General features: G+C 68.9%; 10 protein-coding genes. 8 read left to right on the top strand and 2 right to left on the bottom strand.

Annotated features, from left to right (window positions below; translation table 11 throughout):
• Positions 1-257 precede the first annotated feature (257 nt).
• Positions 258-713 (top strand): NUDIX hydrolase, encoded by a 456-nt coding sequence (locus tag ACFWUR_RS28745; protein ID WP_228536794.1) that lies wholly within the window; start codon positions 258-260, stop codon positions 711-713.
• A complete protein-coding gene (locus ACFWUR_RS28740) occupies positions 710-3,169 on the top strand; it encodes a DUF6049 family protein (RefSeq protein WP_378910997.1) in 2,460 nt (819 codons plus the stop codon). The genes ACFWUR_RS28745 and ACFWUR_RS28740 overlap by 4 nt, the downstream gene beginning before the upstream one ends.
• 72 nt (positions 3,170-3,241) lie before the next feature.
• On the opposite strand, the gene ACFWUR_RS28735 is transcribed toward ACFWUR_RS28740, so the two are convergent.
• A complete protein-coding gene (locus ACFWUR_RS28735) occupies positions 3,242-3,556 on the bottom strand; it encodes a hypothetical protein (protein WP_378910996.1) in 315 nt (104 codons plus the stop codon).
• A gap of 873 nt (positions 3,557-4,429) precedes the next feature.
• On the opposite strand from ACFWUR_RS28735, the gene ACFWUR_RS28730 reads away from it, so the two are divergent.
• The 6 genes from ACFWUR_RS28730 (at position 4,430) to ACFWUR_RS28705 (ending at position 12,826) form a co-directional block, all read left to right on the top strand.
• On the top strand, positions 4,430-8,209 hold the full coding sequence (locus ACFWUR_RS28730) for a lipid II flippase MurJ (RefSeq protein ID WP_378910995.1): 3,780 nt from the start codon (positions 4,430-4,432) through the stop codon (positions 8,207-8,209).
• Positions 8,210-8,591: 382 nt separating this feature from the next.
• Positions 8,592-9,161 (top strand): RNA polymerase sigma factor SigM, encoded by a 570-nt coding sequence (sigM, locus tag ACFWUR_RS28725; protein ID WP_378910998.1) that lies wholly within the window; start codon positions 8,592-8,594, stop codon positions 9,159-9,161.
• 84 nt (positions 9,162-9,245) lie between these two features.
• Complete coding sequence (locus ACFWUR_RS28720) at positions 9,246-10,019, top strand: hypothetical protein (RefSeq protein WP_378910994.1); 774 nt, start codon at positions 9,246-9,248, stop codon at positions 10,017-10,019.
• Positions 10,020-10,118: 99 nt separating this feature from the next.
• Positions 10,119-11,105, top strand: coding sequence for a thioredoxin-disulfide reductase (gene trxB / locus ACFWUR_RS28715; RefSeq protein ID WP_378910993.1), 987 nt, complete (start codon positions 10,119-10,121; stop codon positions 11,103-11,105).
• 41 nt (positions 11,106-11,146) lie between these two features.
• Positions 11,147-11,473, top strand: a complete 327-nt coding sequence (trxA, locus tag ACFWUR_RS28710; protein ID WP_378910992.1) for a thioredoxin — start codon at positions 11,147-11,149, stop codon at positions 11,471-11,473.
• Positions 11,474-11,605: 132 nt separating this feature from the next.
• Complete coding sequence (locus tag ACFWUR_RS28705) at positions 11,606-12,826, top strand: peptidoglycan-binding protein (RefSeq protein ID WP_378910991.1); 1,221 nt, start codon at positions 11,606-11,608, stop codon at positions 12,824-12,826.
• Between the two features lie 57 nt (positions 12,827-12,883).
• Here the strand turns inward: ACFWUR_RS28705 and ACFWUR_RS28700 are convergent, their stop codons facing one another.
• Positions 12,884-13,609, bottom strand: coding sequence for a GNAT family N-acetyltransferase (locus ACFWUR_RS28700; protein WP_378709243.1), 726 nt, complete (start codon positions 13,607-13,609; stop codon positions 12,884-12,886).
• Between the last annotated feature and the right edge of the window lie 48 nt (positions 13,610-13,657).

The raw sequence follows: 13,657 nt of genomic DNA, 5'->3' as shown, positions 1-13,657 counted from the left end.
CGCGACGAAGGAGCAAGCAACGGCGCCTAACCGGCGGCCCCCAGGGGCCGCGACTCGAGCGCGCCAGCGCTCCAACAAACCCAGCGTCAAACCCCCTGGGACTACCGAACAACAAACCCCGCCCCGCCCCCTCACCCGCGCCCGCACTCGATCTGCACAGCTAAGCTGGCGAGGTGTCTCCTCCGGCCGATCGCGCGAACAGTCGACGCCGCCAGCCGCGGCGGCGCGGTTCGGCGAACACTGCCGGCAAACCCCGCATGCGCACCGTCCGGGAAACCTCGGCAGGCGGCCTGGTCGTCGAAGGCCTGGACGGCCCGAAAGAACAGCGCACCGCCGCGTTGATCGGACGGACCGATAGAAGAGGCCGACTGTTGTGGTCGCTACCCAAGGGCCATATCGAAGAAGGCGAGACCTCCGAGCAGACCGCGATCCGCGAGGTCGCCGAGGAAACCGGGATCGACGGTGAGGTGGTCGCCGAACTCGGCAGTATCGATTACTGGTTCGTCACCGAGGGCAGGCGAGTACACAAGACCGTGCACCATTTCCTGCTGCGGTGTCTGGGTGGTGAGCTGTCCGACGCCGACGTCGAGGTGACCCAGGTTGCGTGGGTTCCGTTGAGCGAGTTGGATTCCCGTTTGGCCTACGCCGACGAACGCAGGTTGGCCGAGGTGGCGAATCGATTGATCGACCGGATGGAGACCGGCAAGCGATGACGGGTGGACTGATCCGGCTGATCACGGCGGTCCTGACCATCTTGGGTTCGATGACGCTGCTGCCCGCGGTCGCGCACGCTCAAACGGACGAGTCGGGAACCCCGAAGTTTCTCAAGCTGACCCTGGACGCGGTGGCGCCGGGCACGGTCACCACCGGCAGCGACCCGAAGCTGACGGTGTCGGGCACGGTCACCAATATCGGTGACCGGGTCGTCGACGATGTGAGTGTGCGGATCCAGCGGGCGGGCGCGGTGGATACGCCGAGCGGGTTGCGTAGTTCGCTGCGCCTCGACCAGGTGAACTACGAGGTGACCGGCCCTTTCCAGGATGTGGCGGCGCAGCTGAGTCCCGGTCAGCGCAAACAGTTCTCGGTGAGTATCGCGTTGCGCGCGGGTTCGGAGCCCTCGCTCGGGCTGACCGATCCCGGCGTGTATCCGCTTCTGCTCAACGTCAACGGCGAACCCGCCTACGGCGGCCAGGCCCGGCTCGACGACGCGCGGTTCCTGCTGCCCGTGCTGGGGCTGCCCGGCACCGACGACACGAACCCGCCGGTGGCGGCGCCGCCCGAAGCGACGCCCGTCGCGACCACGATGATCTGGCCGCTGGCCGACCGGCCGCGGATGGTCGCGGGCAAGCCCGGCGCGGTGGATGGTCAGGTCGAACTGCTCGACGACGAACTGGCGGCCTCGGTCGCCAAGGGCGGGCGTCTCGAACAGCTCGTCGCGGCGCTCGAATCGGTGGTGCCAGGGCCGGGCAAGGACACCGGAGTGGCCGGATCGGTGTGCATAGCCATCGACCCGGACCTGGTTTCGACCGTGCAGACCATGACGCGCGGCTATCGGGTGCTGGCGAGTCCGTCGGATCCGAGCGGAGCGACCAGGGAGGGCACCGGGGCGGCGAACGCGCAGGCCTGGCTCGACCGGTTGCGCGTGCTGGCCAGGTCGATGTGCACGGTGGCGCTGCCGTTCGCACAGGTCGACATGTCGGCGCTGGCCGCGGTGAACGATGCGGGCCTGTCGGCGCGGGCCCTGCTCGCCCCCGCCGATGTGGTGGACTCGATCCTGGGCACGCAGTCGATGCGCGGGGTGAGCCTGCCCGATTCGGGCAGCATCGACGATCCGGCCGGGCAGCTTCTGCGCGGGCACGGTTTCGGCACGGCGGTGTTGGCCGGTACCGCGGTGTCGGCTGACGGCTCGCCCCCCGAGACCGACAACGCGCTCACCACCGCGCCGACCACGCTCACGCCGGGTGTCGTCGTGGGCGGGGAACAGCCGGCGCCCGATGTGGTGCGGGTGCCGAATGTGAGCGTCGAACCGCCGCCCGGCGCCGCGGTGGGAACCGATCCCGCGCTGCACGTGACCACCTTCGACATCTGGTCGGCGACCGCGCTGGCCGCGGTCGGTTCGAATCCGCCGACGCCGTCGTTCACACCGTCGAAGGTGCGCTTCGACGTCACCAACGACTCACGCGCGGCCCGCGTGCAGGACGCACTCGGCGCGATGGCCTGGAGTGCGCTCAACCCGGCGCCGGACCGGCCGCGATCGCAGCTGCTGATGCCACCGCAGCAGTGGGGCGCCAACCGGGAGGAGGGCGTCGCGCTGCTCAAACAGCTCGAACTGCTCACCCGCAACAATCTCGCGAGCCCGCGCGCCTTCGCCGACCTCGTCGCTCAGGCGCCCGATCCGCAGCCGTTCGCGCTGGAGTATCTGCCGCGCGCGGCCCAGGACGCCGCGCCGGAGGAGTTCATCGGGCCGGTGCACGCCCAGGGTGCCCGGGTGACCGAGCTGATGCGCGCGCTGGTCGAACTGCCCGAATCCGAGCTCACGCCGCTCGCGTTCCTGACCCCGGCGCGCGAGGATCTGCTGCGCGCCCTGAGCCTGTCCGATCGCCGGGCCGACAACGACACCCTCGCCGACCTGCACGCCCAGCGACGCATCGACCAGGCGACCCGCGAACTGGACACGATGTTCTCCTCGGTCTCGGTGCTACCGCCGGGCGGGGTGTACACGCTGGCCTCCGAGCAGAGCCCGTTGTTGCTGGTGGCGCGCAACGAACTGCCCGTCGCCATCCGGGTGATGTTCCGGATCGAGGCACCGGCCGAGACGAACATCACCGATATCGGTGAACAGCTGCTTCCGCCGTACGGGACCCGCTCGTTCCAGATCCCGACCGAGGTGAGCGACAGCCGTAAGCTGGTGATTCCGATCGCCCTTACCACTCCGGAAGGAATAGCGCTAGGGGAGGCGACCTCGGTCTCGGTGCGCTCGAACGCCTACGGTCAGGCCTTGGCCATAATTACCGGATGTGCCGCGATATTGCTGTTGCTCCTGGCCGGGCGCCGACTGCTGCGGCGGTTCCGCGGTCAGCCCGACCCGGCCGACGAAGGGTTCACCCCGGAGACGGTCGAACGGGCGGGTCGGTTGCGACGCGCACGCCAGCGGCTGCAACGGCAGTGAACGCCCGCGGCTGACACGCGGTCAGGGCACCATGACAGACAGGGACGAGAGTGGCACTGGTGAGCGAAACGCTCATCGGACCGGCGGGATTCGCGGGTCACGCCGGCTACAGGAGGCATGATGAGCGACGATGATTCCGCTCATCGGCGTGCCCACGACGACGAACCGACCCTTCGCCGTGCCCCCAGCGCACCATGGGAGCGTGGCATGACGGCCGGGCAGGACGCCGATCGCGACGAGGCCCTCCCGCACGTCGACCGTCCGGCGGACCGGCGCCCCGGTGCGCCCGGCCACCGCCCGGACCCAGACTTCGCCGCACCCCGCGACGGCAGGCCGCAGGCCCGGCCCGGTGAGTCGGCCTTCGATCCGCACGCGATGCCTCGTCATCCCGCTCCCGCCACCCCGCGTCACCCGGGGGAGCGACCCCCCGAACCTCGGCCCGAGATACCGGGGCAGGCCGGTTACCGGCCCATCGAGCAGACCGGCTACCGACCGGGCTCCGCCGATCCGAGCGCACCCCAGCCGCCCTCGGTTCATCGCAATCCCCGTCCTGTCGTGCCGCCGGGTCCACCGACGCATCGGCCGGAACCGCCGCCCCCCGGATACCGCCCCGGCCCGGATCAGCCCGGCGCGCCGCAACCGCCCGCCGGACACCGACCGGGGCCTGGCCGCCCGGGAATGCCCCCGGCTCCCGCCGACCACCGCTCCCCGGATCCGCGACGTCCGGTGCACGGCGACCGGCCCGGTCCGGTCCCCAACCCGCGTCTACAGCCACCAGGCCCGGCGAACCGCTCGGGTGAGTTCCCGCAGCAGCAACGTCCCGGGCCGCCGCCGCAGCGCCCCGGTGGCCCGCCGCAGCGTCCCGGTCCGGTCGGCCGCCCCGGCGAACCACCGCGTTCTCCGGCTGCGGGCCCTGACGGTCGCCCCGGACCTGCGCCACAACGTCCGGCACCCGGCTCCGCCGGTCGCTCGGGCGAGTTCCCGCAGCAACAACGCCCAGCACCTGGCTCCGCCGGTCGCTCGGGTGAGTTTCCGCAACAGCAGCGACCCAGCTCAGCGGGGCCCGGCCCGGAGGGATCGGCCGCGCGACGGCCCGGCCCGAACGCCTCGGGGGAATTCCCGCGGCAACGCCCCGCCCCGCCGCGTGGTGCGCAGTCCGGCGCCATTCCGCGGCAGGAGCGGCCCGATCCGCCCGGTGGGCGTAGGCAGAATCCGCCGGTGCAGGGGCGGCCGGGGCCGCCGCGGGCGAGCTTTCCCGGAATGCCCGCCTCGGATCCCGCGCGAGATGGGCGGCAGACCGCCTTCGGTGGACGGGGAGCTGGATCGCCTGCCGGTGATCTTTCGTCGGAGCGGACCCAGGTCATCGCCCGCCCCAAGAAGGTGGCGGCCGAACCTGCCGGCAAGGCGGGCGCCGCCCCGATCAGTGCCAATGCGAAGTTGCTCAAGGACTCGGGTTCGATCGCGGTCGCGACGCTGATCAGCCGGATCACCGGGTTCGCCAAGCAGTTGTTGCTGCTGACGGTGCTCGGTCCGGCCATCGCGAGTGCGTTCATCTCGGCGAACCTGATCCCGAACATGATCGCCGAACTCGTCCTCGGTGCCGTGCTCACCGCCATCGTCGTGCCGACCTTGATCCGCGCCGAACAGGAGGACGCCGACAACGGTGTCGCGTTCGTGCGCAGATTGGTGACAGCGGCCTTCACGGTGCTGTTCGTCGCGACAGTGCTGACCTTGGCGGCCACGCCGATCCTGGCCGGTCACGTGCTCGTGTCGTCCGACGGCAAGGTGAACACGAACCTGACCATCGCGCTGACGTACCTACTGGCACCGGCGCTGCTCTTCTACGGCATGTCGGCGCTGTTCACCGCGATCCTCAACACCAGGCAGGCGTTCAAGCCGGGTGCCTGGGCCCCGGTGATGAACAATGTGGTCGCCCTGACCGTGTTGGCGGTCTACGCGCTGACACCCGGCGAGATCACCCTCGATCCGGTACGGATGAGCGACCCGAAGCTGCTGGTCCTCGGCCTCGGCATCACCGCGGGCGTCGCGACACAGGCGCTGTGCCTGCTGCCGGCGATCCGCAGGCACGGAATCAACTTGCGTCCGCTCTGGGGAGTCGACGCGCGTCTCAAGCAGTTCGGCAAGATGGGCATCGCGATCATCTTGTACGTGCTGATCAGCCAGATCGGCTTGGTGGTCGCGAACAACATCGCGTCCGCGGCCGACGAGGCGGGTCCCGCGATCTTCGCGAACGCCTGGGCGCTGTTGCAGCTGCCCTACGGCGTGATCGGGGTAACCCTGCTCACCGCGATCATGCCGAGGCTGAGTCGCAGCGCCGCCGACGACGACACCCCCGCGGTGGTCGACGATCTCTCCGTTGCCACCCGGCTCACGATGATCGCGATGCTCCCGATCGTCACCTTCATGACCCTCGCGGGCCCGGAGATCGGCCAGGCGCTCTACGGCTACGCGCGGTTCTCCGGGGACGCCGAACGTCTCGGCGACGCCGTGAGCTGGTCGGCGTTCTCGCTCATCCCGTATTCGCTCGTGCTCATCCATCTGCGGGTGTTCTACGCGCGCGAGCAGGCGTGGACACCGACCTGGATCATTCTCGGCATCACGACGATCAAGATCGTGATCTCGGCACTGGCACCGGTCATCGCCCGCGACAGCGACGACGTGGTGATCATTCTGGGTGTCGCCACCGGCCTCGGCTTCACCGCGGGCGCGGTGATCGGCGGAGTGCTGCTGCACCGCAGCCTCGGTGATTTGCGGATGGTCAATGTCGGCCGAACTGTGACCAGAGTGTTGCTCGCCTCGATCGCGGGCGGCGCGGTGATGCTGATCGTCGACACGGTGACCGGACTCGACCGTGTCTCCGGCGGCGCGGGTTCGCTGCTGCGCGTCGCCGTCGATGCGGTGGTGATGTTCTCGGTGGCGTTCGGCCTGATGCGTCTGGCCGGAATCCCCGAGGTCGTCGCCATCACCGTCGCCATCTCGCGCAGGCTCGGCATCACCCCGCCCGCGCCGGATCTCGGACTCGACGACACCCCGTCCGACGACATCTACGCGACGACCGTCCTTCGCCGTCCCGATACCTATGGATACCCCGCATACGGGCAGTCTTTGGACACCCAGACCATGGTGCTGCCCGTCATTCGACCGGGTGCTGTTGACAGCACCGGTCAAGCACAGTTCCCGTACGCTGTTCCGCAGACCGACACGGGTTTTCAGGCCGAAGGAGGACCGAGGGTGAGCGATGACGCGGTGGGCGGCGTCCCGGCCGCTGATTCTGCGGCGCGCGCGGCAGCAGGAATGTCCACCGAGGTCGGGCCCGATGCGCCGCACTCGAGTGGATCCGAGCATGCCGACGCGCCAGACGAAGGCGATACGCACGAAGAAGGCGCTCGTTCGGCCATGCCGCCGAGCGACCCGTCCTACGACACCGGCATGTTGCCGATCCCGCCGCAGGTGACCTCGGGCGGCGCGGCGGCCAACCGTGCGCAGCGCGGGCCCAAGCTCATCCCCGGCGCGTCCGTCGCCGGCGGCCGGTACCGGCTGCTGGCCGGTCACGGCGGTGCGCGTGGGCTGAAGTTCTGGCAGGCACTCGATATCAAGCTCGATCGCGAGGTCGCGCTGACCTTCGTCGACGCCGATCAGACCTCCGGTGAGAATTCCGGTCACGACGGCCCGCAGGCGGTGCTGTCGCGCACGCTGCGACTGGGCCGGATCAACGCGCCCGGCCTGGCCAGGGTCCTCGACGTGGTGCGCGGCAGCTCCGGCGGCATCGTCGTCGCCGAGTGGACTCCCGGCCGTTCACTGCGCGAGATGGCCGAGACCGTGCCGTCGCCGGTCGGCGCGGCCAGGGCCATCAGGGCGCTCGCCTCGGCGGCCGAACTCGCCCACCGTGGCGGCGGCTCGCTGTCGATCGATCACCCCGATCGAATCCGGATCAGTGCCTCCGGTGACGCCGTCCTTGCGTTCCCCGGCACGCTCGGCGATTCCGACGCGCAAGGCGATGTCCGCGGCCTCGGCGCGATGCTCTACGCCCTGATCACCGCACGCTGGCCGCTTCGCGTCGGCGGCGTCACCGGCTCGGCGGCCACCATCGGCGGTCTGCACCTGGCCGATTTCGGGCCCGACGGCACGCCGGTGGAACCGCGCCAGATCCGGCCGGAGGTGCCGTTCGAGATCTCGGCCGTCGCGGTTCGCTCGCTGGAGTCCAACAAGGGCGTGCGCACCGCTGCCACCGTGCAGCACGTGCTCGAGCAGGCCTCGGTCGTCGACCAGAAGACCGATTTCATTCCGGTCTTACGTCTGGGTCAGCGGGCGGTGGCCCCCGGTGCCGATTCACTCGCCGACCCGGAACTGCTCGCGGCCGAGCGGGAACGCTCCCAGCGGATGATGTGGATCATGGTCGGCCTCGGCGTGCTGGCGGCGCTGGTGGTCGGCGTGCTGATCTGGTGGATGGTCAGCATCTTCGCGCCCGGCGCGTCGGACAAGCCGCTGGATCAGCAGATCAATATCGGGCTCACCTCGAGTGTGGAGGCGCCCGCGGCGTCCGCTCCGCCCGCCGATGAACCCGCGACCCCGCCGACGAGCGTGCCGGTGCCCGTCACCGGCGCGGCGGTGTTCTCCCCGGAGGGCACCCCCGACGGCGCCGCGGCGGCGGGCGCGGTGCTCGACCACAACGCGGGGACGGTGTGGCGCACCGATCAGTACTTCCAGCAGTTCCCCGCCCTCAAGAAGGGCGTGGGACTGCTGGCCACCCTGCCGACGCCGGCGAAGCTGACCAATGTGTCGATCACCTCACCCAGCGCGGGGAGCACCGTCGAGATCCGCACCTCGCCCACCGAGGCGCCCACCCTCGACCAGACCCAGCTGATCGGTTCGGCCAAGCTCGGTGACGGGGTCACCGACATCGCTGTGCAGACCGATCAGGCCGCTCGTTTCGTGCTCGTCTGGATCACCGGGCTGGCGAATTCCGGCGGTCAGTTCCAGACCGCCATCGCCGACGTCCGTTTCGACGCGGCCCCTTAGCCGCACTCGCGACCCGATCGCGGCCTTCCCGCCGTCGGCAGACCGGCGTACCGCGTGTTTTCGTCGCGCGTGCTCAGGTACTCGTCCCTGGCCCATTCGCGCAGGTGGCCGATCATTTATGGGACCCTTATCGATCTTGGTCGAACCGCGGTCCGGTTGGTGCGTAATTGTTATCAACGATATGATCAGCCCGCGCTCTCGGTAGGGAGTTACCCAGGATTTGTCGACGTCGATCCTGGACGCCGCGTGGTAGTCAGGTGATGGATCGGCCTTGTTCGCCGACTTGAAGTCGCCGTAACGAGCGCTGTCCAAGGGGTCAGTTTTGTCGCCGGATGTCAACGAGCAGGTTCGCGGTGTGCCGCCGCGGCAGGTCGCGGCAGGCGTGCGCTCGTTCCTGGAGAACAGCAGCGACAAGCAACTGCTGGCCGCCCACGTGCGCGGGGAACCGCACGTCTTCGCCGAACTGCTGCGCCGACACTCCGACCATCTGTGGCAGACGGCGCTGCGTACCTCCTACAACCGCGAGGACGCGGCCGATTGCCTGCAGGACGCCCTGTTCTCGGCCCATCGCACCGCCGAGTCGTTCCGTGCCGAATCCGAGGTGCGCAGCTGGCTGCACGCCATCGTGGTCAATGCCTGCCTCGACCGGATCCGCCGCAACAAGACCCGCCGTGCCGTCTCGATCCTGCCCGACACCATGCCCGAGGCGGTCGACCCGCACGACGCGTTCGCCCACTACGAGTTGTCCACGGTCGTGAGCGAGGCGTTGTTCACCCTCCCTGACGAACAGCGGTTGGCCCTGGTCATGACCGAGCTGGAGGGCCGTAGCGTCGCCGAAACCGCCGCTGCGCTCGGCGTGGCGCCGGGCACGATCAAGAGCCGATGCGCCCGAGCGCGCGTACGTTTGCAAGAACGTTTGGAATTTTTCCGGGATCCAGGGAACCGGACGTAGTCGGGATGCGTCATTAACAGTGACGAACAAGTCAGCGATGTGAATCCTGCGATCCGATATCGACAGAACAGGGGAGGTGCGAGGATGTCTCGATCCGTGCCGCAGCCTCCGTTCCCGTCGGAACTGCTGGCCGATCTGCATGCCGACAACCTCGCGCCCGAACTGCGCGAGCAACTGTGGCCGATGGTCCGCACCGACGAAGACGCGCTGCACTACCTGAACAAGCTCGACGAGGTGAACACCCACCTCCGCACGCTCGCCACCGACGAGCGGGTCGTGCACCGCATGCCCGACGACGTGGCCGACCGCATGTTCCGTTTCGTCGCCGACCTCGACGCGGGGGAGGGACCCACCGAACGCATCACCCCGCTCTCGCTGGTCACCGAGCCGCCGCCTACCGAGTCGGCACCCACCGCCGAGCAGGCCCCGATCTCGCTGGACCGCTACCGTTCCCGACGCAAGCTGGGGCTACTCGCCGCGGCCGCCGCCGCGGTGGCCGTCCTGGCGGGCGCCGGTGCCGTGTTCAGCACGTTCGACACCACCGAGGGCACGCCCACCGCCGCCCCGTTCACCGAACCGGTGACCGCCGACGAACTCACCACCGCCGCCGCCCTGCGCGCCCTGGGTAAACGCGACGTGGTCGGCCCGCTGGCCGACGACACCGCGCTCACCCGCTGTGTGCGAGCCAACGGGATCGACCGGGCGGTGCTCGGCGCGACGAGCATCACCTTCCGCGGCTCCGACGCCGTCCTCGTCCTCGTCCAGGGCGCCGAAGCCCCCACCATCACCGCCCTGGTCGTCGGCACCGGGTGCACCACCGGCACCCCCGAACAACTGACCGTCCGCGACATCGGCTGAAAGCCCAGCTGCGTCAGCCGCGAGACAAGCACAGGGAACAACACCGATTAAGGTGTTGTTGACCGACACGTCCCCACATTGCTTTTTCGGAAGGGCCCCATGAGCACGCCAGTTCGCGACCTGATCATCGTCGGCTCAGGCCCCGCCGGCTACACGGCGGCCGTCTACGCCGCCCGCGCGGAGCTTTCACCGCTGGTCTTCGAGGGCACCCAATTCGGTGGCGCCCTGATGACCACCACCGAGGTGGAGAATTTTCCCGGCTTCCGCGACGGCATCATGGGCCCCGATCTCATGGAACAGATGCGCGACCAGGCCAAGCGATTCGGCGCGGAGCTGCGCACCGAGGACGTCGACGCGATCGACCTGTCCGGTCCCGTGAAGAAGGTCACCGTCGGTGACGAGACCTTCGAGGCCTATGCCGTCATCCTCGCGATGGGCTCGGCCGCGCGCTACCTGAATGTGCCCGGCGAGCAAGACCTGCTCGGCCGCGGTGTGAGCGCCTGCGCCACCTGCGACGGCTTCTTCTTCAAGGGCCAGGACATCGTCGTGGTCGGCGGTGGCGACTCGGCCATGGAGGAGGCGACCTTCCTCACCAAGTTCGCCGCCAGTGTCACCATCGTGCACCGCCGCGAAGAGTTCCGCGCCTCGCGGATCATGCTCGAGCGCGCCAAGGCCAACGAGAAGATCAAGTTCCGGCTCAACTCCGAGGTCGTGAAGGTCAACGGCGATAAGAGCGTCACCAGCCTCACCCTGCGCGACACCCGCACCGGCGAGGAATCCGAGCTCGACGCGACCGGGCTGTTCGTCGCGATCGGCCACGACCCGCGCAGCGAACTCGTCAAGGGCCAGGTGGCACTCGACGGCGAAGGCTATGTGCAGGTGACCGATCCGGGCACCGCCACCGACGTGGCAGGCGTGTTCGCCGTGGGCGACCTCGTCGACCACACCTACCGGCAGGCCATCACCGCCGCGGGCACCGGCTGCCGCGCCGCGATCGACGCCGAGCGCTGGCTCGCCGAGCAGGGCGACATCACCGCCAACACGCTCGACCACGCCGACGGCCCGGCCGCCGTTCGCGCCAACTGATTTCGAGTATTTCGAGTTCCACCCCTGTCGAGGAGACACCCATGAGCGCCAACACCATCACCGTCACCGACCAGTCCTTCGCCGATGACGTCCTGCTCAGCGAAAAGCCGGTGCTCGTGGACTTCTGGGCCGACTGGTGCGGCCCGTGCAAGATGGTCGCCCCCGTGCTGGAGGAGATCGCGGGCACCCACGCCGACAAGCTGACCATCGCCAAGCTCGACACCGAGGCCAACCCCGGCACCGCCCGCGACTACCAGATCCTGTCGCTGCCCACGATGATCTTGTTCCAGGGTGGCAAGCCGGTGAAGCAGATCGTCGGAGCCAAGGGTAAGGCGGCCCTGCTGCGCGAGCTCGACGGCCTCATCTGACACAGAGCATCCGACAAAAGCGCCTCCTACCGGCCGACGCGCCGTAGGATGCCTGGACCCGGGATTCCCGCAAAGCGGCCCGGGTCTGAGACAATCGACGGACGCTCCGGTCGAAGGAAAGGGCTCTCACGCATGCACCGACTTCGTCACGGCGATTCAGGACCAGCCGTCGCAGAGGTTCGGAGCACCCTCGCAAGCCTCGGTTTCCTGCATCTCCAACACGGCGAGTCCACCGATGGATCCGACGTACCCGAGTACTGGAAAGACACCGAGGCGGTGTTCGATCGGCCCCTCGATTCGGCGATCCGCGCGTTCCAGCAGCAGCGCGGACTCCTCGTCGACGGGGTGGTCGGTCCGGCCACCTATCGCGCGCTGAAGGAAGCCTCCTACCGGCTGGGTGCTCGCACACTGATCTACCAATTGTCGGCACCGCTCTACGGTGACGACGTGGCCACTCTGCAGCGCAAGCTGCAGGACCTCGGCTTCTATGTGTATCGCGTGGACGGGCATTTCGGCCCGCACACCCACGAGGGGCTCAGCGCGTTCCAGCGCGAGATCGGCCTGTCCGCCGACGGAATCTGTGGACCCGACACCCTGCGCTCGCTCGATCTGCTCGGTGCGCGGGTCACCGGCGGCAACCCGCACCGCATCGCCGAGGAAGAAGTGGTGCACCGGGCGGGCCCGCAGCTCACCGGCAAGCGGATCGTCATCGATCCCGGGTTCGGCGGGGCCGACAAGGGTTTCGCGGTGCCCACCGAGTTCGGTGACGTGTACGAGTCGGAGATCCTGTGGGATCTGGCTTCGCGCCTCGAGGGCCGGATGGCCGCGACCGGCATGGAGACCTTCCTGTCGCGGCCGTGGGGGGCCAACCCCACCGACGTCGAACGCGCCGAGACATCGAACTCCTTCGACGCCGATCTGATGATCTCGCTGCGTTGCGCGACGAGTGACAACCCGTCCGCGAAGGGAGTGGCCGGCTTCTACTGGGGCAACTCCCACGGTTCGGTGTCGATGATCGGGCAGGTGCTGGCCGGCTTCATTCAGCGCGAAGTGGTGGCCCGGACCTCGGTGCAGGACTGCCGGACCCATCAGCGCACCTGGGACCTGTTGCGACTGACCAAGATGCCGACCGTCCAGGTCGACCTCGGCTACCTCACCAACGACTACGACGCCTCGATACTCACCAACCCGCGCATGCGCGACGTGATCGCCGAAGCGATTCTCATCTCGGTGAAGCGGCTCTATCTGCTCGGCCAGGACGACCAGCCCACCGGCACCTACACTTTCGCCGAACTGCTGGCCGAAGAACTGGCCGCCGCCGACGCGGGCAACGTGTCGTCCCCGCGCGTGTAGTTCCTTCTCGGACCGACGGCCCCGCGGTTTCCGCGGGGCCGTTCTCGTTGTCTCGGATCAGTGCGCGCCGACGCGCGACGGCGGTTCCATCGACGCTGCGGCGAGGAGTTGGTCGAGGGCTCGCTCGACGTCTTCCTTCCAGCCATGATCGGAGTCGAGCTCCAGGCGAAGCCGGGGGAAGCGATGATGCGGGGCCACCACTTCGAAACCGACCTCGGTGAGGAAATCGGCGTCGATCATGCAGGTTTCGGGAGTGCACCTCGTCGCCGACGACGGGTCGCGCAGGGGCGCGGCGATCCGTTCCATCAACCGCATCGACGATCCGAAGCCTCGATCGGCCACCGAACTGGACGGTGGGCCGTTGCGAATGCCGAATGCCTCCAGCGCCCGCACGCCACGGCGCACCAGATCGGCCACCACGGCCTGAACAAGGCGATGGGCTACATCGGCCTCGTCGTAGGGGAATTCGGCCTGCAGCGTGGTCAGCAGGACCGCGTCCGGGCTCACGGGGGAGGTGGGGAACAGCGCCGATCGCGGCACCGCGCTCGGGGGCGAGTACAGCGCGCAGCCCGCGAGGTTGTTCTCCACGTGCGCCACCTGCCCACACGAACCCCACTCCAGCATCACCGTCGAGAGCCAGGCTTCCTTCTCGAAGACCGGATCGCTGAACGCGTGCGAGTCGGCGGCGACGGCAGGGTCGAGCTCCCAGAACACACACCGCCGGGTGTGCGCCGGGAGCTGACCGAGTCCGTCGAGAGTCAACGCCGTGACGCTGGTCGGCACCGCCCTGTTCAGCCTCCAGCTGTCGGATTCATCCACGCTCACGCCACA

It is taken from the genome of Nocardia sp. NPDC058633 (assembly GCF_042717045.1).
Lineage (GTDB): Bacteria > Actinomycetota > Actinomycetes > Mycobacteriales > Mycobacteriaceae > Nocardia.
The sequence above is the reverse complement of the archived record's forward strand: the minus strand, read 5'-3'. Positions and strand labels throughout refer to the sequence as shown.